Origin of the sequence: Nocardia sp. NPDC023852, assembly GCF_040639505.1 — a bacterium.
In the GTDB taxonomy this organism is placed as follows: domain Bacteria; phylum Actinomycetota; class Actinomycetes; order Mycobacteriales; family Mycobacteriaceae; genus Nocardia.
In genome coordinates this window covers 53,719-76,889 of sequence record NZ_JBFAAB010000028.1, presented here as the reverse complement: position 1 = coordinate 76,889, position 23,171 = coordinate 53,719, and the positions used below count along the sequence as shown (strand labels likewise).

At 68.0% G+C, this 23,171-nt stretch carries 22 protein-coding genes and 1 pseudogene; 20 read left to right on the top strand and 3 right to left on the bottom strand.

Translation table 11 applies throughout. From position 1 onward, the window contains the following. Positions 1 to 446 precede the first annotated feature (446 nt). Positions 447 to 626 carry a hypothetical protein gene (locus tag AB0H00_RS27525; RefSeq protein WP_357271918.1) on the bottom strand — a complete coding sequence of 60 codons (180 nt, stop codon included), beginning with the start codon at positions 624 to 626 and terminating at the stop codon, positions 447 to 449. Between the two features lie 528 nt (positions 627 to 1,154). Here AB0H00_RS27525 and AB0H00_RS27520 point away from each other — a divergent pair. From AB0H00_RS27520 to recN, 6 genes and pseudogenes are all read left to right on the top strand, one after another. Further along, positions 1,155 to 1,889 (top strand): annotated as a pseudogene (locus tag AB0H00_RS27520) (hypothetical protein); the annotation flags it as partial. Positions 1,890 to 2,542: 653 nt separating this feature from the next. Further along, positions 2,543 to 3,433 (top strand): HAD-IIA family hydrolase, encoded by an 891-nt coding sequence (locus AB0H00_RS27515; protein ID WP_357271904.1) that lies wholly within the window; start codon positions 2,543 to 2,545, stop codon positions 3,431 to 3,433. Positions 3,434 to 3,446: 13 nt separating this feature from the next. After that, on the top strand, positions 3,447 to 3,761 hold the full coding sequence (locus AB0H00_RS27510) for a hypothetical protein (protein WP_357271902.1): 315 nt from the start codon (positions 3,447 to 3,449) through the stop codon (positions 3,759 to 3,761). Position 3,762: 1 nt separating this feature from the next. Beyond that, entirely contained in the window at positions 3,763 to 4,584 is an 822-nt protein-coding gene (locus AB0H00_RS27505) for a TlyA family RNA methyltransferase (RefSeq protein ID WP_357271899.1), read from the top strand. Further along, positions 4,581 to 5,540, top strand: coding sequence for an NAD kinase (locus AB0H00_RS27500; RefSeq protein WP_357271897.1), 960 nt, complete (start codon positions 4,581 to 4,583; stop codon positions 5,538 to 5,540). The genes AB0H00_RS27505 and AB0H00_RS27500 overlap by 4 nt, the downstream gene beginning before the upstream one ends. Next, entirely contained in the window at positions 5,518 to 7,302 is a 1,785-nt protein-coding gene (gene recN / locus AB0H00_RS27495) for a DNA repair protein RecN (protein ID WP_357271895.1), read from the top strand. The genes AB0H00_RS27500 and recN overlap by 23 nt, the downstream gene beginning before the upstream one ends. Positions 7,303 to 7,311: 9 nt before the next feature. Here the strand turns inward: recN and AB0H00_RS27490 are convergent, their stop codons facing one another. After that, a complete protein-coding gene (locus AB0H00_RS27490) occupies positions 7,312 to 7,731 on the bottom strand; it encodes an SRPBCC family protein (protein WP_357271892.1) in 420 nt (139 codons plus the stop codon). Positions 7,732 to 8,316: 585 nt separating this feature from the next. Here AB0H00_RS27490 and steA point away from each other — a divergent pair. The 14 genes from steA (at position 8,317) to AB0H00_RS27420 (ending at position 22,665) form a co-directional block, all read left to right on the top strand. Further along, on the top strand, positions 8,317 to 9,525 hold the full coding sequence (steA, locus tag AB0H00_RS27485; RefSeq protein WP_357271890.1) for a putative cytokinetic ring protein SteA: 1,209 nt from the start codon (positions 8,317 to 8,319) through the stop codon (positions 9,523 to 9,525). Between the two features lie 13 nt (positions 9,526 to 9,538). Next, entirely contained in the window at positions 9,539 to 10,483 is a 945-nt protein-coding gene (locus AB0H00_RS27480; protein ID WP_357271888.1) for a copper transporter, read from the top strand. Positions 10,484 to 10,642: 159 nt separating this feature from the next. Then, the gene (locus AB0H00_RS27475) at positions 10,643 to 12,364 is read left to right on the top strand and encodes a CTP synthase (protein ID WP_357271885.1); all 1,722 of its coding nucleotides are present in this window, start codon (positions 10,643 to 10,645) and stop codon (positions 12,362 to 12,364) included. A 4-nt stretch (positions 12,365 to 12,368) separates the two neighbouring features. Then, complete coding sequence (locus tag AB0H00_RS27470) at positions 12,369 to 13,028, top strand: NUDIX hydrolase (RefSeq protein WP_357271883.1); 660 nt, start codon at positions 12,369 to 12,371, stop codon at positions 13,026 to 13,028. 6 nt (positions 13,029 to 13,034) lie between these two features. Further along, the gene (xerD, locus tag AB0H00_RS27465) at positions 13,035 to 13,988 is read left to right on the top strand and encodes a site-specific tyrosine recombinase XerD (RefSeq protein WP_357271881.1); all 954 of its coding nucleotides are present in this window, start codon (positions 13,035 to 13,037) and stop codon (positions 13,986 to 13,988) included. A 139-nt stretch (positions 13,989 to 14,127) separates the two neighbouring features. Continuing rightward, positions 14,128 to 14,292 (top strand): hypothetical protein, encoded by a 165-nt coding sequence (locus AB0H00_RS27460; protein ID WP_357271878.1) that lies wholly within the window; start codon positions 14,128 to 14,130, stop codon positions 14,290 to 14,292. Between the two features lie 191 nt (positions 14,293 to 14,483). Beyond that, positions 14,484 to 15,428: a ParA family protein gene (locus AB0H00_RS27455; RefSeq protein ID WP_357271916.1), complete on the top strand. Its 945-nt coding sequence runs from the start codon at positions 14,484 to 14,486 to the stop codon at positions 15,426 to 15,428. Between the two features lie 563 nt (positions 15,429 to 15,991). Further along, positions 15,992 to 16,864 (top strand): segregation/condensation protein A, encoded by an 873-nt coding sequence (locus AB0H00_RS27450; RefSeq protein WP_357271914.1) that lies wholly within the window; start codon positions 15,992 to 15,994, stop codon positions 16,862 to 16,864. 37 nt (positions 16,865 to 16,901) lie between these two features. Beyond that, complete coding sequence (gene scpB / locus AB0H00_RS27445) at positions 16,902 to 17,558, top strand: SMC-Scp complex subunit ScpB (RefSeq protein WP_357271876.1); 657 nt, start codon at positions 16,902 to 16,904, stop codon at positions 17,556 to 17,558. A gap of 9 nt (positions 17,559 to 17,567) precedes the next feature. Then, positions 17,568 to 18,638, top strand: a complete 1,071-nt coding sequence (locus AB0H00_RS27440) for a pseudouridine synthase (protein ID WP_357271875.1) — start codon at positions 17,568 to 17,570, stop codon at positions 18,636 to 18,638. Positions 18,639 to 18,673: 35 nt separating this feature from the next. Next, on the top strand, positions 18,674 to 19,381 hold the full coding sequence (gene cmk / locus AB0H00_RS27435) for a (d)CMP kinase (RefSeq protein ID WP_357271911.1): 708 nt from the start codon (positions 18,674 to 18,676) through the stop codon (positions 19,379 to 19,381). Next, complete coding sequence (der, locus tag AB0H00_RS27430; RefSeq protein WP_357271873.1) at positions 19,378 to 20,796, top strand: ribosome biogenesis GTPase Der; 1,419 nt, start codon at positions 19,378 to 19,380, stop codon at positions 20,794 to 20,796. Before cmk ends, der begins: the two co-directional genes overlap by 4 nt. A 106-nt stretch (positions 20,797 to 20,902) precedes the next feature. Beyond that, complete coding sequence (locus AB0H00_RS27425) at positions 20,903 to 21,478, top strand: PadR family transcriptional regulator (protein WP_357271871.1); 576 nt, start codon at positions 20,903 to 20,905, stop codon at positions 21,476 to 21,478. A 428-nt stretch (positions 21,479 to 21,906) separates the two neighbouring features. Beyond that, positions 21,907 to 22,665, top strand: a complete 759-nt coding sequence (locus AB0H00_RS27420; protein ID WP_357271869.1) for an acyl-ACP thioesterase domain-containing protein — start codon at positions 21,907 to 21,909, stop codon at positions 22,663 to 22,665. Between the two features lie 166 nt (positions 22,666 to 22,831). On the opposite strand, the gene AB0H00_RS27415 is transcribed toward AB0H00_RS27420, so the two are convergent. Beyond that, the gene (locus tag AB0H00_RS27415; protein WP_357271867.1) at positions 22,832 to 23,095 is read right to left on the bottom strand and encodes a hypothetical protein; all 264 of its coding nucleotides are present in this window, start codon (positions 23,093 to 23,095) and stop codon (positions 22,832 to 22,834) included. Positions 23,096 to 23,171 lie beyond the last annotated feature (76 nt).

Genomic DNA, 23,171 nt, shown 5'->3' with positions numbered 1-23,171 from the left:
CCATTCCGAACCCGGAAGCTAAGCCTGCCAGCGCCGATGGTACTGCACTCGACAGAGTGTGGGAGAGTAGGACACCGCCGGAACAACCTTCACGATAGGGGACCCACATTTGGGTCCCCTATCGGCGTTTGAGCACCTGACCGTGCCCGGACTACTTCGCCGTGCCCCCGCCCACTGTCGGCGCGTGATTGAATTTGTGGGCCCTACTTACTTCTTGCGAAATTTAGAAAGGGAGCACCGTGCCGGAAGAGAACGACGATCGGAAGCCCTTCCGGCGCGGCGCTGCCGAGTCCGGGTCCGGTCGGCGCGGCGACAGCCGTGAGAGCGGCGAACGCTCCGGCTCGGGCCAGCGTAGCGGTGGATTCAAGCGCCGCGACGACTCCGGTGAACGCGGTGGCTTCAAGCGAGGTGGTGCGTCCGGCGGCTCTGGTCCACGTGATAACTCATCAGAGCGCGGTGGATTCAAGCGCCGCGGAGAATCCGACGGCGGGTCGAATCGTGGCGAGTCGGGTGAGCGCGGCGGCTCCGGCCGGCGCGACACCTCCTCCGAGCGCAGTGGCTTCAGGCGGCAGGACTCCTCCGGCGATCGGGGTAGCGCCGACCGTGGTGGCTCCGGTGGCTTCCATCGTGGAGGCGATGCGGCCAAACGTGGCGGGTTCGACCGCGGCAGCGATTCCGGTGAGCGCGGGAGGTTCAACCGTCGCGGCAGCTCCAGCGAGCGTGGCGGGTTCGATCGCCGCGGCGAGTCCGGTGGGTTTGGGGAGGTCGACCGGCGCGGCGATTCCGGTGAGCGCCGCGGTGAGTCACGTGGCGGTTTAGACCGGCGTGGCGATTCCGGCGCGCGTGGCGGCGCCAGCGGGGGTACGGATTCGCGGGGCGCTTTCCACCGTCGCGGTGACGATTCGGGGGATCGAAGCGATGCCCGGCGCGGCGCCTCAGGTGAGCGCGGCGGGTTCACCCGTCGCGGTGATTCGGCTGACCGCAGCGGTCGGCGGGGCGACTCCGGCTTCGCGCGCCGTGGTGATGCCGAGGATCGCCGTGGCTCGAACGAAAGCCGTGATGCCGGTGAGCGTCGTGGGGCCGACCGAGGCGACCGTCGCGGTGACTCGGACCGCGCCGAGTGGGCCGCGCGCGGTGCTGCGCCGCAGGATCGCCGTCGCGGCGGCGAGGGCGGCGGTGGTGGCCGTTCGGCGGACCGTCGTCCGCCGCGTCCGGAAGAACCGGATCTGCCGGACGATGTCCAGCCCACCGATCTCGACCCTGCCGTCCGCCGCGATCTCCTCAGCCTCGACAAGGGCAATGCGGAGACGGTCGCCCGTCATCTCGTGATGGCCGTGCGACTCATCGATGACGATCCGGATCTGGCTCTCGTGCATGCCAGGGCAGCGCGCCAGCGAGCCGGTCGGATCGCCGTGGTTCGCGAAACGGCAGGCGTCGCCGCCTATCACGCGGGCGAATGGGCCGAAGCCCTCTCGGAGCTGCGAACCGCCCGTCGGATGTCCGGCGGGTCCGGCCTGCTGGCCGTGATGGCCGACTGCGAACGTGGCCTCGGCCGCCCCGAACGCGCGATCGAGCTCGGTCGCAGCGACGAGGCCCGCGCCCTACGCGGAGACGAGGCCACCGAATTGCGCATCGTCGTCGCAGGAGCCCGGATGGACCTCGGTCAGTACGACCAAGCCGTCGTGACCCTGCAGACGGCGGATCTCGATCTGTCCCGCACCGGTTCGGCCGCGGCCCGCCTCTTCTACGCCTACGCCGACGCACTGGTCGCCGCAGGCCGCACCGACGAGGGCCTCACCTGGTTCCTCAACGCCGCCTCCGCCGACCTCGACGGCGAAACCGATGCGGAAGAACGCGCCGCCGAACTCACGGGTGACATCGACCTGTAGCCGAGTGTGGGCGACCCGACCGGACAGAACCGGAAAGGGCGCCCGGCTTGGACGGCGAAAAGCAGCAGTGCCGACGGCGAACTTTCCTGCAGCAGCTCGGGCACCGACAGTCACGCCGGATCGGAAGATTCTCAGATTGAAGTGCAGCAGGCCGATCCGGCCTTGTCGCTTCGCCACTCTCATGAGGACCCGGCCGACGGCGGGTTTTGCTGAAATACACCCCGACGGATTCGATCCTGTCTCCGCGTAGTTGCTCCGCTAGCGGCCGGCCCGCAAGTGACCGGCTTCTCCCATTAGTGGGACAGCACTCTCCATGTGCGGTGGGTGTTCGGTTCCGCGAATCTGCGCGTTTCTCACGCTGCTGCTGCCGAGGCGCGTACCGGATTCCAAGGAGAGGTCGCACAGCGTGACGAGTAGTGCCGGAACGGATTCGGACGAGCCGGGACGATATTTGATCAGCACTGATGAGTGTGCCCGGAACCGCAGCGCGGCACCGACGATCCAAGCCACCAGTGGCTGACGCCACGCTCTTCCTGTCCCTCGCCTGGCGTAGTGTTCGAATGGCTCGGACTTGCCGAGATGGCTGTACCGCCGGAGGGCCCGGCGGTGTGAGTCGGCAAGACGCCGATCGGGTGACACGGAGTGAGAGTGGTGTGAAGCGACTACGGGATCGCTACCAAGCCCTGCTGCTGGATTTGGACGGCACACTGTATCGCGGTCACGCGGTGATCGAGGGTGCCCCACAGGCATTGGCCGACGGGGGCAAGGCCACTCAGCGGCTCGTGTACGTCACGAACAATGCCAGCCGGGGCCCGGACGTCGTGGCCGCGCATCTGGCCGAGCTCGGCTTTCCTGCGACGACCGACGACGTGGTGACCAGCGCGCAGGCGGCCGCCCGTCTGCTGGCCGAACGCCTCGACCAGGGCGCGCGGGTATTGATCGTCGGCACCGATGATCTGGCGGCCGAGGTGGACGCGGTCGGTCTCCTCTCGATGCGGCGCTTCGACGGCCCTGCCCCCGCGGCTGTGGTGCAAGGACATTCACCTCACACGGCGTGGCCGGACCTGGCCGAGGCTGCTTACGCCTTGCGCGCGGACGCGCTGTGGGTCGCCGCGAACACCGACAAGACCCTGCCGAACGAACGTGGCCTCGCTCCGGGCAACGGCGCGATGGTCGCAGCGCTGCGCGCCGCGTCCGGCCGGGAGCCGATCGTGGTGGGCAAGCCGTACGCGCCCCTGCTGGAGGACGCCCTCGTCCGCGCGAACACTCGCGGCGCGCTGGTGGTCGGCGACCGTCTCGACACCGACATCGAAGGCGCCAACCGCGTCGGTCTCGATTCGCTGCTGGTGCTGACCGGCGTGAGCACCGTGGGCGAGCTGCGCGACGCCGCTGCCGACCAGATTCCCACCTATGTCTCCGACTCCCTGGACGCCCTCAACTATCCGCCCGTTGATCTCCCGTCCGACAGTGACCTGGGTAAGGCCCTGCGAAGTAACCCTGGGCGAGCCGTGACAGTTCGCGCGTCCAGTTCGGAAATCCGATAGCGTTGACGCCACGATGACTACTCCTATGCCCCGTTCCAACGGCCCCGGAATGCACGCCGCCGGGCCGAACGGCCCCCGCCCCGGGGTCCCGTTGCCCGGTCAGCATCTGCCGGCTGTGCAAGGGCGCGCGGAGCCTGTCGACCCGGATCGGATTCGCGGAGATGTCGACAGCCTGCTCGCAGAACTCGACACACGCCCTGATTGGGCCGCAGCAAAGGCGGCGGCCGACAGCGCCGAGTCCGGCACGGATATCACCCGTCGCGCCCGAATCCTCGAGCAGGCACACGACGTGCTCGTTCAAGCACTGGCCACGGTGGACAAGATCTGAAGTGGCCCGGCGCGCGCGAGTGGACGCAGAACTGGTTCGGCGCGGATTGGCGAGATCGCGAGAGCACGCGGTCGAGCTGATCGGTGCGGGCCGCGTCCTGATAGCTGGAGCCGTCGCTGTCAAGGCGGCGACCGCCGTGGAATCGGGCACGCCGTTGGTGGTGCGTGCGGAACCCGACGAGGTTTCCTGGGCGTCGCGCGGGGCGCACAAACTGCTCGGCGCGTTGCAGCTGTTCGAACCGCAGGGGCTCTCGGTCGCGGATAAGCGATGCTTGGACGCCGGCGCGTCGACCGGCGGCTTCACCGACGTCCTGCTGTCACGTGAGGCGCGTGAGGTCATCGCGGTCGACGTCGGATACGGCCAGCTGGTCTGGCGCCTACAGAACGACGAGCGGGTGCGGGTGTTCGATCGCACCAACGTGCGACACCTGACTCCCGAAGCGATCGGCGGCACCGTCGAACTTGTGGTAGGCGACCTGTCGTTCATCTCGCTCGGTGTGGTCCTGCCCGCGCTGGCGGCCTGCGCGGCGCCAGGCGCCGACTTGTTGCCGATGGTGAAGCCGCAGTTCGAGGTGGGTAAGGAGCGTGTGGGCTCCGGCGGCGTGGTGCGTGATCCCGCGCTGCGGGCCGAAGCGGTCCGCAGGGTCGCCGCCACGGCGGCGGAACTAGGCATGCGTACCGTCGGCGTAGTGGCGAGCCCCTTGCCGGGGCCGTCGGGCAATGTCGAATACTTCTTGTGGCTGCGCAAGGATGGGCAGTTCGCAGACGACGGCGAGCAGGTCGCGGTCCTCGTTGAACGTGCGGTTGAGGAGGGTCCACAGTGAACGCGCTGGCACGGGCCGGAGGCCGGGAGATCCTACTGGTGTCGCATCCGGGCCGGGCGGAGATCATCGAGACCGCCCACCGGGTGGCGAAGATCTTCGCGGACGCGGGTATCTGCCTGCGGGTGCTCGCGGACGAGGCGGACAGCACCCGATTCGAGGCCCAGCCGTGCGGCTACCCGGTGCGCGTAGTCGAGCACGGTCCCCAGGCGGCGGTCGGCTGTGAGATGGTGCTGGTGCTCGGTGGCGACGGAACGTTCCTGCGCGCCGCCGAATTGGTGCGTCCGGCCGCGGTGCCCGTGCTCGGAATCAACCTCGGCCGCATCGGGTTTCTCACCGAGGCCGAGGCCGAGCACCTGGACGAGGCGCTGGGCCAGGTGGTCCGGCGCGACTACACGATCGAGCACCGGATGACCATCGACGTCACGGTCCGGGTCGAGGACGAGGTGGTCGAGACCGGCTGGGCGTTGAACGAGGCGAGCATCGAAAACGCCTCGCGCATGGGTGTGCTCGAAGTCGTGCTGGAGGTCGACGGTCGCCCGGTGTCCGCGTTCGGCTGCGACGGCATCCTGATCGCCACGCCGACCGGATCGACCGCCTACGCCTTCTCCGCGGGCGGGCCGGTGGTATGGCCGGAACTCGAAGCGCTGTTGGTGATTCCGAGCAATGCCCATGCACTGTTCGCGCGGCCGCTGGTGACCAGCCCGGAGTCGCGGATCGCGGTCGAATCGGTGGCGACCGGTCACGATGCGATAGTTTTCCTGGACGGCAGGCGCACGCTCGCCCTACCGAAGGGCGGCCGGGTGGAAGCGGTCCGCGGCGCCGAGCCGGTGCGCTGGGTGCGGCTGGACTCCGCGCCGTTCGCCGACCGGATGGTGCGCAAGTTCCAATTGCCCGTGACCGGCTGGCGTGGCCGACGGCGAACGGAGAGCACAAGTGCTGACAGAGATCAGGATTGACGGCCTCGGCGTCATTTCCACAGCCACCGCGCAGTTCCACGAGGGGCTGACCTGCCTGACCGGTGAGACCGGAGCGGGCAAGACCATGGTGGTGACCAGCCTGCATCTGCTCAGCGGTGCGCGGGCCGATGCGGGCCGGGTCCGGCTCGGCGCGTCCCGTGCCGTGGTAGAGGGCCGGTTTACCGTCGAGGATGTCAACGACGCAGCCCGGGCCGAGGTCGCGCGAGTTCTGGAAGCGGCGGCGGCCGAACAGGACGACGACGGCAGCATCATCGCCATCCGCACGGTCGGCAGCGACGGGCGGTCGCGCGCACACCTCGGCGGTCGCGGCATCCCCGCCTCGGTGCTGGCCGATTTCACCGCGCCCCTGTTGACGGTGCACGGCCAGAACGACCAGCTGCGCTTGCAGCGTCCCGATCAGCAGTTGTCCGCGCTTGACCAGTTCGCCGCCGACACCGTGGGTCCGCTGCTGCGGAAATACCAAGTCCAGCGCCGTTCCTGGCTGGAAGCCAGGAACGAACTGCTCGAACGGACCGCGCGCAGCAGGGAACTGGCGCTCGAGGCGGACCGGCTCAAACACTCGCTGAACGACATCGATGCCATCGCACCCGAGCTCGGCGAGGACGTGCGCATCGTCGATGAGGTCCGCAGGCTCAGCGACCTGGACTCGCTACGTGAGGCGGCGGTCACCGCGCGCGACGCGCTGGCCGGACCGGCCGACGCTCCCGAAGTCGGTTCCGGCGCACTGGAATTGCTCGGTGCCGCGCGCGCCCGCATCGAATCGGCCGATGATCCCGCGCTGATCGCCCTCGCACCTCGCCTGGCCGAGGCCATTGCCGTGGTTGTCGATCTGACCACCGAGCTGAGCGGCTACCTCTCGGACCTGCCTTCGGATCCGGGCGCGCTGGACGCCCTCCTCACCCGGCAGGCCGAGTTGAAGACGCTGACGCGCAAGTACGCGCCCGACATCGACGGTGTGATCGCCTGGGCCGACGAGGCGCGTACCAGGCTCGGCTCGCTCGACGTGTCCGAGGAGGCGCTGACCAAGTTGGCCGCGGAGGTGGACGTCGCGGCCGAGCGGGTACGGGAGGCGGCGACGAAGCTGAGCGCCGCGCGAACCAAGGCGGCGGGCAAACTGGGGGCCGCCGTCAGTGCCGAGCTCGGTGGTCTCGCGATGGCCAAGGCACGCTTGGAGGTCGAGGTTCGGCCGCTGCCCGCGAGCCCGCAGGACTCCGCTCCGCTCACCGTCGATGGGCAGGAACTGCACGCCGGTTCGTCTGGTATCGATGAGGTCGAGTTCCGCCTGTCGGCGCATTCGGGCGCACAGTCGCTGCCGTTGAGCAAGAGCGCCTCCGGTGGTGAGTTGTCGCGCGTGATGCTGGCACTCGAGGTCGTGCTCGCAGGCTCCGATCACGGCGCGACCATGGTGTTCGACGAGGTCGACGCTGGTGTCGGCGGCCGTGCCGCGGTCGAGATCGGTCGCAGGTTGGCCCGGCTCGCCCGCACGCATCAGGTCATCGTGGTCACCCACCTCCCGCAGGTCGCGGCGTTCGCCGACACCCACCTGGTGGTCGACAAGTCCGACAACGGCAAAGGCAATGTCGACAGTGGCGTTCGTGCGCTCACCAAGGATGAGCGCGTCATCGAATTGGCCCGCATGCTTGCCGGCCTCGACGACACCGAGACCGGCCGGGCGCACGCGGAGGAGCTGCTGGCTACGGCGCGTGCCGAGAAGACGGGCGTCGAGGTGGCGACGCGGTGATCGCGTCGGTCAGCGCACAGCCTTCTGCGCGCCCTTGATGAACTGGTCGATCAGGTTCTTCAGGCCGAACTCCAGCACCTTGGCGGGCACGGGGAGCTTGGGGTCGGACTCCATCGTGTAGGAGACGAGGGTGCCGTTGTCGGTGTCGGCGAAGGTGACGATTCCGACGTGGCGTTTCACCGGCGCGCCCTTGACGATCTTGTATTCCATCCGCTCGCCCGGGACCAGCTTGGTGATCTCCTCGGTAATGCCGAGCGGACCGAGTCCGAACATGTGCTGGGCACCGACGCCCTCACGTTCGGTCAGGCCGGGCTTGGTCAGCTTGACCTGGACCGGAAGGAAGGGGCTGATGCTCTCGCGGTCGGCGAAGAGCCGGTATACGACATCGCGCGGCGCGGCGATGACGGCGTCGACGGTGGTGCTGGCCATGGGGCCTCCTCTTCGAGTTATCTGTGACGGGCAGCATATAGGTATGTCTTGCCACGCTCGCTGATCGTATTGTCCGCATCACACTCGGTTGTGAGCGCGTCAGAACGGCTGATGCGCGCGGCCCGGGGCGAGTGTCGTCTCAGACAGGTCGGTGCTCTGATTCTGAACTCTTCGCGGAACCACGGGAAACACGCCCATCGGTTGAGATCCACGTGACCTGAATCGGGAGCGACAGTCAGCACTCCGTGTCGGATCAGATGGATAGCGACTCGTTCGCTGGATAGGCGAATTCGAACGGAAGGCCGCCTTGGGGAGGTGCCGGGCGCGTGGTGTCTCCCTCTGATGGCTATGAAGGTAATCCCTCTCTGCGGTTCCGCACTGCCGCTGGTTCACTCAGGACGTCTGAACGGTAAATCTGGTGCAAGGGGGCCTTTTATGGCGTGCCCTGTCCTGAACCCGGCCGGTGGATTGACGTCGAAGAGGTGCCGGAACGGTGTGGCATGTGGGCCTATCACGTGACAGATGTAATAGATGATGCGGCGCGCCTCCATCAATGGTTGAGGGTTTGCCATCATCATCGGCGACATGAGGATGCTGGCGCTGTTGTCGAAGAACACCGAAACGCCGACCGGTCTGACCGGGACAGCCCGGGTGGATCGCAACACTCGGCGTCTGCTGAAGCGGGTGGGACCGGGTGACATCGTCGTTCTCGACGAGATGGACATCGACCGGATGACCGCCGACCGGCTGATCGAGGCCGGTGTGGTGGCGGTGATCAACACCTCGCCGTCGATTTCCGGCCGCTATCCGAACCTCGGCCCGGAAGTGCTGGTGGCGAACGGGATTCTGCTGCTGGACACAGTGAGTTCGGACGCGTTCGGCAAGATCAAGGACGGTAGCAAGGTCCGGATCGACGGAGGTGTCGTATACGCCGACAAGATGATCAAGAAGGAGCCCGAGGTCCTGGTCGAGGGCATCGAACTCACCGACTCGGCCGTCGCCGAGCGGATGATCGAGGCACGCAATGGGCTGGCCGATCATCTGGAGGCTTTCGCGGGCAACACCATCGAGTTCATCCGCACCGAAAGCCCGCTGCTCATCGACGGTATCGGGGTTCCGGAGCTCGAGCTGGTCATGAAGCACCGGCACGTCGTGGTCGTGGCGGACGGCCCTGACCACGTCGATGATCTCGCGCGGCTCAAGCCGTTCATCAAGGAGTACACGCCGATCATGATCGGCGTCGGCCGTGGTGCGGACACCCTCGTGAAGCGGGGCTACCGACCGGACCTCATCGTCGGCGACCCGGACGAGATCACCTCCGCGACAATGAAGTGCGGAGCCGAGGTTATCCTGCCTGCCGACACGGACGGTCACGCCAAGGGACTCGAACGCATCCAGGATCTAGGCATCGGCGCGACGACGTTCCCTTCGTCGGGTTCGCCCGCCGACCTGGCGCTGCTGCTGGCCGACCACCACGGCGCCTCGCTCATCGTCACCGTGGGCGCCGCCGCATCGCTCGACGACTTCTTCGACCGCGGCCGCCGCGGCAGCAGTCCGGCGACCTTCCTCACCCGGCTGAAGGTCGGCAGCAAGCTGACCGACGCGAAGGCAGTCGCCACGCTCTACGGCAACCGGGTGTCCGGGATCGCCGTCGCGCTGGTGGTGCTCGCCGCGCTGGTCGCGGTGATCGTCGTGCTGATCGCGGCCGACAGCGGAGGGGACGTCACGGACTGGGCCATCGAGACCTGGAACCGGTTCGTGCTCTGGGTACACGGGCTCGTCGGCGACGAATAACCTGAGGAGAACGATGGTTTCGATGCGGCAACATGCCATCTCGATCGTGGGGATCTTTCTCGCCTTGGCGATCGGAGTGGTGCTCGGATCGCAGACATTGGCGGCGGACCTGCTGTCGGGGTTGCGCGCGGACAAAACCGATCTCCGGCAACAAGTGGACGTGCTCGCCGAACACAATCGGCAGCTCACCGATGAACTGACCTCCGCCGATCGCTTCATCGCCGGATCGTCCGGTCGTATCCTGGCCGGCACCCTCGCCGACCGCAGCGTCGTGGTGTTCACAACGCCGGACGCCGATACCGGCGACGTCGAGGGAGTGACCAAGGCGCTGGAGACGTCCGGGGTCGCGGTGACCGGACGGATCGCGCTCACCGACGCCTTCGTCGACGCCGCCGAGGGGGACCGGATGCGCACCGCCGTCACCAACGTAATTCCCGCCGGCGCTCAGCTGCGTACCGGCGCGCTCGATCAGGGCAGCATGGCGGGTGATCTTCTCGGCCTGGTCCTGCTGCTCGATCCGGCCGACGGGCAAGCCCGCAGCACTCCGGAGGAACTCGGCCTGGTCGTGGAGACCCTGCGCGGCGGCGGTTTCCTCGCTTACGGCGATACGCCGGTCCGTCCCGCACAGCTCGCTGTCGTGATCACCGGAAACGGCGCCGAGTCCACCGAGAACGGTCATGGCTCCGATATCGCCCGCTTCGCGGGGGCCCTGCGCGGCCGTGGTTCGGGCGTGGTCTTGGCGGGCCGCACCGGTACCGCCGAAGGTCTCGGTCCGGTCGCCGTCGTCCGCACCGACGCGGCCCTCGCCGCCCAGGTCACCACCGTCGACAATCTCGACCGCGAAATCGGCCGCGTCACCACCGTCCTCGGCCTCGGTGAACAACTCAACGGCGGCGCGGGCCGCTACGGCACCGGCAGCACAGCCACGTCCCTCACCTTGGCCGCCCTGCCCGGCTGAACCAGCGGCTTCTCCGGCCGACATTCAGGTTGGATCAGAGAGACCGGCGACCCCGCTCGCTGCAGGGTTGCCCAGCTCTGAAGGAGACGCCATGGCGATCGGGTGGCAAACATGCGTGGCGTCGAACGGACGGTCGGATTCGTGTTACCGTGAAGCTCCGTGGGTCAAACACGGATTCAGGCGCGAACGGCCACGAAGCACATCTTCGTCAGCGGTGGAGTCGCCTCCTCATTGGGTAAAGGTCTTACCGCCTCCAGCCTCGGTCAGCTGCTGACGGCGCGTGGGCTGCGCGTCACGATGCAGAAACTCGACCCGTACTTGAACGTCGATCCCGGCACGATGAACCCCTTCCAACATGGCGAGGTATTCGTGACGGAGGACGGCGCCGAGACCGATCTGGATGTCGGCCACTACGAGCGGTTCCTCGATCGGGACCTGTCCCGGGACGCGAATGTCACTACCGGGCAAATATATTCGTCGGTCATCGCCAAGGAGCGCCGCGGCGAATATCTCGGCGACACGGTGCAGGTGATCCCGCACATCACCGACGAGATCAAGAGCCGCATCGTCGCGATGAGCGGCCCGGATCTGCAGGGGCACGCCCCGGACGTGGTGATCACCGAGATCGGCGGCACCGTCGGCGACATCGAGTCGCAGCCGTTCCTGGAGGCGGCCCGCCAGATCCGCCACGACGTCGGTCGGGACAACGTCTTCTTCCTGCACGTCTCGCTGGTGCCCTACCTCGCTCCCTCCGGCGAACTCAAGACCAAGCCGACGCAGCACTCGGTGGCGGCGCTGCGCAACATCGGTATCCAGCCCGACGCGCTGATCCTGCGCTGCGACCGCGAGGTCCCGCAGGCGCTGAAGAGCAAGATCGCGCTGATGTGTGACGTCGAGGTGGATGCCTGCATCTCTACCCCGGACGCTCCGTCCATCTACGACATCCCCCGCGTGCTGCACCGTGAAGGATTGGACGCCTACGTGGTGCGCCGGCTCGGGCTGCCGTTCCGCGATGTGGACTGGACCGTGTGGGGCGACCTGCTCGATCGGGTGCACTCGCCGCGCGAGACGGTCGAGGTCGCGCTCGTCGGCAAGTACGTCGACCTGCCCGACGCCTATCTTTCGGTCACCGAGGCGCTGCGCGCGGGCGGATTCGCCTCGCGCGCCAAGGTCAACATTCGCTGGGTGCCCTCGGACGAGTGTGAGACCCCGGCGGGCGCGCAGCATGCACTGCGCGACGTGGACGCCGTGCTCATCCCTGGAGGCTTCGGCATCCGTGGCATCGAGGGCAAGGTCGGCGCCATCCGGTACGCGCGCACCCGCGGCATTCCGCTGCTCGGCCTGTGTCTCGGCCTGCAATGCATCGTGATCGAAGCGGCCCGCTCCGTCGGCCTGGCCGAGGCCAATTCGGCCGAATTCGAGCCCGACACACCGCATCCCGTCATTTCCACCATGGCCGACCAGGAGCAGGCCGTGGCCGGTGAGGCCGATCTCGGCGGTACCATGCGGCTCGGCGCCTACCCCGCTACCTTGGTGAAGGGCTCGGTCGTCGCGCGCGCCTACGGCAGCGAGCACGTCTCCGAGCGCCACCGGCACCGCTTCGAGGTGAACAACGCCTACCGCGACAAGATCGCCGAGAGCGGCCTGGAGTTCAGCGGCACCTCGCCGGACGGGCACCTGGTCGAGTTCGTCGAGCTGCCCGCTGACGTGCACCCGTTCTTCGTTGCCACTCAGGCACACCCCGAGTTGAAGAGTCGCCCGACCCGCCCACACCCGCTGTTCGCGGCGCTGGTCTCGGCGGCGCTGAAATACAAAGCGGCCGAACAGCTCCCGGTTGATATTCCGGGCGAAGAACTCGCGGGCGCGACGGAACAGGGATAGCGGCGTGACCGACGGGGGAGCTGCCGGACCAGGCAGCCACGACTTCGAGACCGTATCTACCGAGACCGTCTACAGCGGCGCCATCCTGGGGCTGCGGCTCGACCAGGTGTCGATGCCGGGCGGGCGGATCGTCGAACGCGAGGTGATCGAGCACCACGGGGCCGTCGCCGTCGCCGCGATCGACGATGACGACAACGTGGTGCTGATCAACCAGTACCGCCACCCGATCGGCAGAAGGTTGCTGGAGCTGCCCGCCGGTCTGCTCGACCTCCCCGGCGAGGATCCGCTCGTCGCAGCGCAGCGTGAGCTGGCCGAGGAGACGGGGCTGGCCGCGCGGGAATGGGCGGTGCTGGTCGATGTGGTGCTCTCGCCCGGCTTCACCGACGAGGCGCTCCGGGTCTACCTGGCCCTCGGCCTGCACGAGACCCACCGCCCCGAGCCGGAGCTGGAGGAGGCCGACCTCGAGGTGGTCCGGATGCCGGTCGACGCGGCCGTCCGTGCGGCGCTGGCGGGCGAGATCGTCAACGCCACCGCGGTCTCCGGCGTACTAGCGCTGGCGGCCGTGCGGGCAGGCGGCATCGGGCTGCGGGCGGCGGACGCGCCCTGGGCTGGGCAGCCCACCGCGTTCCTTCGCCGCAAGGCGACGCAGAAGTCCGAAGACTGATCGACGGTGCTCGCGCGGGAGCTCGATACGTATCTCGATCATCTCGCCGTCGAGCGCGGCGTCGCACGCAACACCCTCAGCGCCTACCGGCGCGACCTCGGCCGTTACTTCGACTTCCTGACCGGGCGCGGCATCGGCTCGCTGGATCAGGTCGCCGAATCCGACGTCGCCCAGTTCACCATGGCGCTGCGCTCCGGCGGAAGCAGCCATCCACCGCTCGCGGCGAGTTCGGTGGCCCGCGCACTGATCGCCGTGCGCGGGTTGCATCGCTTTGCCGCGGCGGAAGGACTGACCGGTACCGACGTCGCGCATGCCGTAAAGCCGCCCACGCCAGGCCGCAGGCTGCCCAAGGCGCTGCCTTACGACCAGGTGCTCGAACTGCTGGAGGCCGCGGGGGGTGCGCCGGTGGGCAATCCGGACGGCCCAGCGGGTGCGGATGGCGGACCGCGCGGGCTGCGGGACCGCGCGCTGCTGGAACTGCTGTATTCGACCGGGGCCCGGATCTCGGAGACGGTCGGGTTGGATGTCGACGATCTCGACATCGAGGAGCGCGCGGTCGTGCTGCGCGGCAAGGGCGGCAAACAGCGCATGGTTCCGATCGGCCGCCCCGCCCTCGCCGCCGTGGACGCTTACCTGGTGCGTGGGCGGCCGACGCTCGCCGCCCAGGGAAAAAACAACGCAGGAGCCCTGTTCCTGAACGTCCGCGGTGGACGTTTGTCCCGTCAGAGCGCCTGGCAGGTCTTGCAGAGCGCCGCCGAACGCGCGGGCATCGCAGCGGCGGTGTCGCCGCATACCCTGCGTCATTCTTTCGCCACCCACCTGCTCGACGGTGGCGCCGACGTTCGCGTCGTGCAGGAACTTCTCGGCCATGCGTCGGTGACCACGACTCAGATCTACACCCTCGTCACGGTCCACACCCTGCGCGAAGTCTGGGCAACCGCCCACCCCCGTGCCCGTTGACGTGCGAGGTCGACGTCACAAACCTGCTCACATCTCGCGCGGTGGACCCGGCTGCTACTCGTCTGCGAGGACGAGCTATGTATGCGAAGTCCGTTGTGCTGGTTGGCCCGACTGATCGTCCTGCCGGGCACCGTGCGATGTGGCGGACGGCCCCGCCGAGTTCTCGGCGGTGCAGACAGCGGGTATCGTCCGCTGCGAGCACTTCCGGCAACTCGGCCGGATCGCGGGGAGGCGGACCGGCAGCATCGACGACGAACACAACGGGCGCGGCGTCCATTTCGACGGAGGCTCGCAATGGCGCTGACCAGCGCGTGGCGAACACGCCGCGCGCAGGCGCGGCACTCGAGTGCCGTCAAGCTGTAGCGTCTATCGAGAGCTGGACCGTACGAAAGCGAGGTCGGGCCCTGATCGGCCTCGCTACGCTCGGCGAGGCAACGGGCAGGAACGTATAAGGAGCAGCGGATCGTGACGACAGCCGGAGCGGCAGAGCCGCCGATGGGTGCTGGGGCGGAGCCGCTTATGGGCCCGCGGCCGGGCCCGTACTCGGACGCCACGGCGGAAACGCTGTGGGGCAGCGCGACGGAACCGGTGCCGGAGGACGCGACGCTCGGTCCGACCGGTCGCCCGTTGCGCCTGGTCCCGGACCCACCGCCGTTGGACCGGCACGGCGATGCCCTGGTCGTCGCGATGTGCAACCAGAAGGGTGGGGTGGGCAAAACCACCTCCACCATCAACCTCGGCGCCGCACTGGCCGAATACGGCCGCCGAGTGCTGCTCGTCGACCTGGACCCGCAGGGCGCGCTGTCCGCGGGACTCGGTGTGGCCCACCACGACCTCGACTCGACTGTGCACAACCTGCTCATCGGCTCCAAGGTGTCGATCGACGACGTGCTGACGCAGACCCGCGTCGAGAACATGGACCTGCTGCCGAGCAATATCGACCTCTCCGCCGCGGAGATCCAGCTTGTCAACGAGGTGGGCAGGGAGCAGTCGCTCGGTCGCGCACTGCACCCCGTGCGCAACCGCTACGACTACATCCTGATCGACTGCCAGCCCTCGCTCGGCCTGCTCACCGTCAACGCCCTGGCCTGCTCGGACGGCGTGATCATTCCGATGGAATGCGAGTACTTCTCGCTGCGCGGGCTCGCGCTGCTCAACGACACCGTGGAGAAGGTGCGCGACCGGTTGAACCCGAGGCTGAGCCTGTACGGCATCGTGGTCACCATGTTCGACGCCCGGCTGTTGCATTCCCGCCAGGTCATGGCGCGAGTAGTCGAAGTTTTCGGCGATCTGGTCTACGACACCGCCATCTCGCGCACCGTCCGTTTTCCGGACGCCAGCGTCGCGGGCGAGCCCATCACCACGTGGGCACCGAAATCCGGTGGGGCGGAGGCGTATCGGGCGATGGCGCGGGAAGTCATCCACCGGTCGGGCCGGTGACCGGCTATTCCCACCCCGAGTCCGCGAGAACCACCCACACACCCGGCGCGCGGTCTTCCGCCGCTGGTGTGACCCGCACGCCGGATGATGGCTCCTGCGCTGCCGGTGCTTCGGGCATCGGCGACGAACCCACCGAACCACCACGCGACGGCGCTGCTTCCGGAGACACACCCGCGCTGGGCGACGTAGCGGCCGCGTATATTGCCGCGGGCCGGGGCGCATCGACTCCGCGCGCGAACGCGGCCATCGTCGGCGACACCCGCGCACGGACCGAATCAGGCACCGAAGCCGCGACCCCTCCGTCCCCGTCGCGGCCGGGCACCCGGGCTCAGGAACCGCCGACAATCGAACCTGCACCGAACACCGAGGCGCGCGATACCACAGCAGAACAGGATGATTCGCGGCTAGCGGCTGCCGCCGAGCCGGGCAACCTATCTGCTGCTGTCCCGGATGGCGTGCCTGAGGTTGTGCTGGAGGAATCGCTCGACGTCGTACGCGATAGCACACCGGGCACCGTGCCAGAGGGTTTGCCGAACGCTGTATCGGACAGCGCGACCAACGCGATTCCGGAGGATTCGCCGAACGCTGTGCCACAGGACGCGTCGCAAGCGGAGCCCTCCGGGTTCCGGCTGCGCCTGAGCAACTTCGAGGGGCCTTTCGACCTGCTGCTCAGCCTGATCAGCTCGCGCAAGCTGGATGTCACCGAGGTCGCGTTGCACAAGGTGACCGACGAGTTCATCGCATATACCAAGGCGTTGACCGCGAACATGGCGCGGCAGAATACGTTGCGCGCGGACAAGATCTTGGACCAGACCACCGAATTCTTGGTCGTCGCGGCCACTCTGCTCGACCTGAAGGCGGCACGACTGCTGCCGTCCGGCGAGATGACCGACTCCGAGGACCTCGAACTGCTCGAGGCGCGCGACCTGTTGTTCGCCCGCCTGCTGCAGTATCGGGCGTTCAAACAAGTCGCCGAGTTGCTCGCCGAGTTGGAGGCCGCCGCGTTGCGCCGCTATCCGCGCGCGGTCGGACTGGAGGAGCGCTACGCCGACCTACTGCCCGAGGTTAGGCTGGGTGTCGGGGCGGCCGAGTTCGCCGAGATCGCCGCGGCGGCCTTCCAGCCCCGCCCGGTGCCCAAGGTCGGGCTCGACCACCTGCATACGCATGCCATCTCGGTTGCCGAACAGGCGGCGCTCGTGCTGGAGCGGCTCAAACAGCGCGGCGCGGGCTGCTGGACCACCTTCGGTGAACTGGTCGCCGACTGTGAGGTACCCGTCCAGATCGTCGCCCGCTTCCTGGCGCTGCTCGAGCTGTATCGCGGCAAGACGATCGAGTTCGACCAGCCCGACCCGCTCGGCCCGCTGTCGGTCAGCTGGATCGGCGACGATGCCGCCGCACAGGTGGACACCGTGACTATCGAGGAGGACTACGGGTGAGCGAGCGGACCGACAACACCGTCAGCGGGGCACGCCTGTGAGTGAGGCAGTGGCGGAACTCACCCCCGAACCGCTGGACGACGCCGAGTTCCGCTCGGCGCTGGAGGCCATGTTGCTCGTCGTGGACGCTCCGGCCCCGGTAGAGCAGCTCGCGGCCGCCCTGAACGACACCGCCGAGCGGGTCGAGTCCACCTTGCGTGTGATGTCCGCGGAGCTGTCCGCCCGGTCCAGCGGAATCGATCTGCGTTTCGTCGGTGACGGTTGGCGCTTCTATACTCGCAGCGAGTACGCGCACTATGTGGAACGGATGCTGCTCGACGGCTCCCGCTCGAAACTGACGCGGGCGGCTTTGGAAACTTTGGCGGTGGTGGCATACCGTCAGCCGGTGACCCGGACCAGGGTCAGCGCGGTGCGCGGCGTGAACGTCGATGGGGTGATGCGCACGCTGCTGGCCAGGGGCTTGATCGCCGAGGCAGGCGTGGACCCGGAGACGAACGGGACGCAGTACCGCACGACCGAACTGTTCCTGGAACGGATCGGGCTCGCATCGGTGAGCGACCTGCCGCCGCTGGCGCCCCTGCTTCCGGGCGTCGACCTGATCGATGAGATCAACGAGAGCTTGGATACCGACCCCCGGTACACCAGGTTGAGGAAACCCGCCGAGGCCGATTTGGATCTCGGCACCGAACAGTGACAGGACAACATGAATACGCCCGCTCGCCGAGATGGCACACCGGATCGTAGGAAACGCGGCGCCGAGCCCGAACGGGGCGGCGCGGGCGCACGTGACGCCCGTTCAGCGCAACGCGGGCATACCACTCGTGGCGCCCAACAGGGTAGCGGCGCGGGACGCGGTACCGTCCAGCGTGGAGCCCAGGCCGCGGGCTCGCCACGGCACGGCGCCCAATCCACCCCGACCGGCAAGAAGAAGCCGAAGCCGCAACGCCAGGTCGCGCAGCCCACGCTGCTGAGCAACGCCAAGCCCGCCCGTCGCCAGAACGTGGATCCCGCCGAGGCCGCTCACACGAAGCTGCCGTCGGGTGAGGGCGAGCGGCTGCAGAAGGTGCTCGCCAAGGCGGGTGTCGCCTCGCGCCGCGCGGCCGAGGAGATGATCGCGCAGGGCCGCGTCGAGGTCGATGGTCTCATCGTGCGCGAACAGGGCTTGCGCATCGACCCGCAACACGCGGTGGTGCGCGTCGACGGCACTCGGGTCATGGTGCGCGAGGAGTTGGTGCACGTCGCGCTGAACAAACCCAAGGGTTGGCAATCGACCATGTCCGACGACCTGGGCCGTCCCTGCGTCGGTGACATCGTGGCCGAGCGGATCGCCGCCGGTCAGCGTCTGTTCCATGTCGGCAGACTCGACGCCGATACCGAGGGCCTGCTGTTGCTCACCAACGACGGCGACCTCGCGCACCGGCTCATGCACCCCTCCTTCGAGGTCTCCAAGACCTACCTGGCGACGGTGAACGGTGAGGTCAGCCGCGCGGTCGGCAAGCGACTGAAGGACGGCGTCGAGCTGGAGGACGGTCCGGCCACGGTCGACCGTTTCCAGGTTCTCGAGCTGGGGGAAGGCCGCTCTCTGGTGAAGGTGGTGTTGCACGAAGGGCGCAAGCACATCGTGCGCCGCCTGCTGGACGCGGTCGGCCATCCGGTCTCCCGGTTGGTGCGTACCCATATCGGTCCGGTCGCGCTCGGTGATCAACGGCCGGGCACGCTACGCGTGCTCGGCCGCGATGAAATCGGCAAACTCTATGAGGCGGTGTCGTTGTGAATGGTGTGGAGGTCTCGGTCGAGGCGCCGGCGCGGATGTCCGGTAGTAGCCCGCTGGTGGTCGCCATGGACGGGCCGTCCGGTACCGGCAAGTCCAGCGTTTCCCGGCGCCTGGCCACCCGGCTCGGCGCACGCTACCTCGATACCGGCGCCATGTACCGGGTCGCGACGCTGCGTGTGTTGCGCGCGGGCATCGAGCTCACCGACTCGGCCGCCGTCGCGGCCGCGGTCAAGGAATTGCCGCTGTCCATCGGCACCGACCCCAGCCGCGAGGTGATCCAGCTCGACGGCGAGGACGTGGCGTCGGAAGTTCGCGGTGACGCCGTCACGAAGGCGGTCTCCGCGGTCTCGGCGGTGCTCGAGGTCCGCGAGCTGCTCGTCGCGCTGCAGCGCGACATCACCACGGCCGCGCAGCGAATCGTGGTGGAGGGCCGCGACATCGGTACCGTCGTGCTGCCCGAGGCAGACGCCAAGATCTACCTTACCGCCTCCGCGGAGGCGCGCGCCCATCGGCGCAACCAGCAGAACATCCTCGAGGGCCGGGGCGACGACTACCAGGGCGTGCTCGCGGACGTGCAGCGTCGCGACACCCTCGACTCGACGCGCAAGGTCTCCCCGCTGCGTCCCGCCGAGGACGCGGTGCTGGTCGACACCAGCGAACTGACCATGGGCGAGGTCATCGACGAGCTGTACCGCGTTGTCGCGCAGCAGCTTTCGGTGAACCGGGCAGGAGGTGACCGATGAGCGAGGATGTGCTGGCCGGCGACGGTATCTGGAGCGACGAATCCGACTGGGAGCTGGCCGATCTCGATGGTGAGTTCGAGGACGAGGCGCATGTCGCGATGCCGACGCTTGCGGTCGTCGGCCGTCCGAATGTGGGTAAGTCGACGCTGGTGAACCGGATCCTGGGCCGCCGTGAGGCGGTCGTCGAGGACATTCCCGGTGTGACCCGCGACCGGGTGTCCTACGAGGCGAACTGGGCGGGCCGCCGTTTTCTCGTCCAGGACACCGGAGGGTGGGAGCCCGACGCGAAGGGGCTGCAGCAGTCGGTGGCCAGGCAGGCCGAGTTGGCCATGGAGACCGCCGACGCGGTCCTGCTCGTGGTCGATGCCGTCGTCGGCGCTACCGCCACGGACGAGGCCGCGGTGAAGAAGCTGCGTCGGTCCCGGATTCCGGTGATCCTGGTCGCCAATAAGGTGGATGACGAGCGCGTGGAATCCGAAGCCGCGGCGTTGTGGTCCCTCGGTCTCGGCGAGCCACGGATGGTCAGCGCGGCGCACGGCCGCGGCACCGGCGATCTTCTCGACGACGTGCTTCAGGTGCTCCCGGAGACGCCGCGGGAGGGAACCGGCGGCACCGGACCGCGTCGCGTCGCGCTGGTCGGCAAGCCCAATGTCGGTAAGTCGAGCCTGCTGAACAAGCTGGCCGACGACGAGCGTTCTGTCGTGCACGATGTCGCGGGTACTACGGTCGATCCGGTCGACTCCCTGGTCGAATTAGGCGGCAAAATCTGGAAGTTCGTCGACACCGCCGGGTTGCGCCGCAAGGTTGCCAACGCCAGCGGCACCGAGTTCTACGCGTCCCTGCGCACCAAATCCGCGCTGGAGGCGTCCGAGGTGGCGATCATGCTGATCGACGCCTCGCAGCCGATCACTGAGCAGGACTTGCGGGTGATCAGCATGGTCGCCGACTCGGGACGCGCGCTGGTGCTGGCGTTCAACAAGTGGGACCTGGTCGACGAGGACCGGCGCCTGCAGTTGGAGCGCGAGGTCGAGCGGGATCTGATCCGGGTGCCGTGGGCGCAGCGGGTGAACATCTCCGCGCACACCGGTCGTGCGGTGCAGAAGTTGGTGCCCGCCATGGAGACCGCGCTGGACTCCTGGGACAAGCGGATTTCGACGGGGAGGTTGAATACCTGGCTGAAGGAAGTGGTCGCCGCTACCCCGCCGCCGATGCGCGGGGGCAGGCTGCCCCGTGTGCTGTTCGCCACCCAGGCGACCACGCGGCCGCCGACATTCGTGCTGTTCACCACCGGCTTCCTGGAGGCGGGATACCGCCGCTTCCTGGAACGTAGGTTGCGCGAGGAGTTCGGCTTCGACGGCTCGCCCGTCCGCATCTCGGTGCGGGTCCGGGAGAAGCGGGATCGTTCCAAAAGATAGGTCCAGTGCCACGAGGCCTCGGGAGTTCGCTCCTCGGGGCCTCGTGGCGTCCGCTGCGGCGGCGCCGCGTTTGCAGATACTCTATTTAGACTGATATACATGAACTATGCCTCGCCGAACGCTCGACAACCCGATCGTGCTCGCGGTGCTCGGCCTGCTGCTGGAGCGGCCGTCGCACCCGCATCAGATGCTTTCCGATTTGCGGGGACGCGGTGACGACTACGCGGCCGCGATCAATCGAGGCTCGCTGTACACCGTCGTACGAGCCCTGGCCGACGTCGGATGGATCGCGGTCCAGGACCAGGAGCGCTCCGGCAACCGGCCGGAGCGGACGGTCTACGCGCTGACCGACGCGGGGAGCGGGGAACTCGTGCGGCGGTTGGATGTGCAGATCCGCGATCCGGGCCGTGAGTTCTCCCGCTTCCTCGGTGCAGTCGCCTACCTCGGCGCCCTCGGCCCGGACGGCGCCGTCGCTGCCCTCACCGAACGTCGCGCGCGACTGCGCGAACGTACTGCCGCGGACGCCGAGCGGCTCGCCGAGGTGCTGAGGGGCGACGTTCCGCGCCTGTTCGTCCTCGAGGCCGAGTACGCGCTTGCCCTGGCCCGCGCCGAACTGGACTGGATCGACTCGGTCGTCGACGACATCCGCACCGGTGCACTGCGCTGGCCGACGGCGAAGTGACTTGGAATCGAACGGTCTGCGACAAATGTCGACAGCACACGCCGATGGCTGCTGTTCGGGGTGTACCCGGGCGGCGCGGCGGGTGACGACAGCGGGGGACTTGCGGTCGGCCGATCGGACGACCCGGCGGAGATATCCGCAACCCTGACCTGTTCCATCAATTCGGGCTCACGGCCGACAGATACATTCCAAAACCTGCCTTCGGGACCCTGTGCGCCCTGGTCGACGAGTGCAGCGCCGGAATCGGCTCGGACCGCCGCTAGGTCGTGCCACGGTGGGATTGATGAGCGCCATGGCGGTTCGCGAGACTGCCGCGCCGACTCTGTGGCGCATGATCGGCTATTTGAGTGAAATTCTCACCAACTGTACTTATGTCACGCAGCGCGTCCGATTATGCGGCAATAGCAAATACCTGGCATCATTCGATCATGGTCATTCCCAGCGTGCTGCCGGAACCCCCGACCGAGGGAACTCCATTCGAGACCGGATGGCCGGTCCGTGTTGCCGACACCGCCCCCGACCAGCGTCTGCGGCTCGACGCTGTCGCGCGCTACCTGCAGGACATCGGGTACGAGCATCTCGAGGCCGTCGAGGAGGGCGAAACCCATCGCGGGTGGGTGGTCCGCCGGACGGTGATCGACGTGCTCAAGCCCATCGAAATCGGTGAACGGGTCACCCTGCGTCGCTGGTGCTCGGCCCTGTCCAACCGCTGGTGCAACATGCGCGTCCAGGTGTGCGGAACTCGGGGCGGGCTGATGGAGACCGAGGCCTTCCTAATCCATTTCGGCACCGAATCCGGCGTTCCGGCCCGGATGAGCGACCGCTTCATGGCACCGATGCTGGCCAGCACGACCGAACACCGCCTGCGTTGGAAGGCCGCGCTCACCGACCCTATGCCGCCCGCGGACGAGCCCGGCGTCCAGACCCGTCCGTTCCCGCTCCGGGTCACCGACATCGACCTGCTCAACCATGTGAACAACGCGGTCTACCTGAGCGCCGTCGAGGAGGTCCTCGCCGATCACGCCGAACTGAAATCCGGCCCGCACCGCACCGTCATCGAGTACACGAAGCCGGTGCGCTTCGGCGACGATCTCCAGCTCATCGCGCGCCGCGCGGGCTCGTCCCTCGATCTCTGGTTCGCCGTCGGCTCGAAGTCCCGCGCGATCGCGCGTATCACCCCGCGCTGACGCGCCAGCTCCGCGATGGTGGCGCGGTGACGGGCGCCATGGTCTCCAGTTCGGCGACGCAGGACACGATCGCGCTCTCCGGCGAGTTCGAACGCGAGAATCCTGGTGCCGGGCTGACATTCGTCTCCGCGGTCGCCGATACGCTCAACTCGGCGGTGCTGGACTCTTACTCGACCACCAGCCGGTCGGCGAGGTCGGCTGGAGTGTCCGGGGGCAGGGTGACGCTTTCGAGCAACCACCGCAGCGTTGGCACGTCTTGCGGGTCGACGGGCACCGCTTCGTTGACCAACGCGCTGACGAGGTCGGCGGAGGCGAGCGAGAGCTCACCCACCATCACCTTCTCGCGCAACGAATCCACCTTCCCCGGAGGGAGCGCGGACGCGTACTTCCGCACCTGCTCCACCAGCGTCGAACGATAACCGTTCTGCACTCTGTTCCTCGTTCTCTCAGAAGATTTGCCTGTCCTCCACGACCGCACGAACGTCTCAGCCGCCGATAAGGGTCAC

What these genes read in the sequence shown, in the direction of transcription:
- AB0H00_RS27525 (WP_357271918.1), bottom strand. Translation starts at nt 626, where the DNA reads ATGGAAGCCACCGGAGCCACCACGGTCGGCGCTACCCCGATCGCCGGA.
- AB0H00_RS27510 (WP_357271902.1), top strand. Translation starts at nt 3,447, where the DNA reads ATGACTACTCCTATGCCCCGTTCCAACGGCCCCGGAATGCACGCCGCC.
- der (WP_357271873.1), top strand. Translation starts at nt 19,378, where the DNA reads ATGAGCGAGGATGTGCTGGCCGGCGACGGTATCTGGAGCGACGAATCC.
- steA (WP_357271890.1), top strand. Translation starts at nt 8,317, where the DNA reads ATGAGGATGCTGGCGCTGTTGTCGAAGAACACCGAAACGCCGACCGGT.
- AB0H00_RS27425 (WP_357271871.1), top strand. Translation starts at nt 20,903, where the DNA reads ATGCCTCGCCGAACGCTCGACAACCCGATCGTGCTCGCGGTGCTCGGC.
- AB0H00_RS27420 (WP_357271869.1), top strand. Translation starts at nt 21,907, where the DNA reads ATGGTCATTCCCAGCGTGCTGCCGGAACCCCCGACCGAGGGAACTCCA.
- AB0H00_RS27455 (WP_357271916.1), top strand. Translation starts at nt 14,484, where the DNA reads ATGGGTGCTGGGGCGGAGCCGCTTATGGGCCCGCGGCCGGGCCCGTAC.
- AB0H00_RS27490 (WP_357271892.1), bottom strand. Translation starts at nt 7,731, where the DNA reads ATGGCCAGCACCACCGTCGACGCCGTCATCGCCGCGCCGCGCGATGTC.
- cmk (WP_357271911.1), top strand. Translation starts at nt 18,674, where the DNA reads ATGTCCGGTAGTAGCCCGCTGGTGGTCGCCATGGACGGGCCGTCCGGT.
- AB0H00_RS27440 (WP_357271875.1), top strand. Translation starts at nt 17,568, where the DNA reads ATGAATACGCCCGCTCGCCGAGATGGCACACCGGATCGTAGGAAACGC.
- AB0H00_RS27480 (WP_357271888.1), top strand. Translation starts at nt 9,539, where the DNA reads ATGGTTTCGATGCGGCAACATGCCATCTCGATCGTGGGGATCTTTCTC.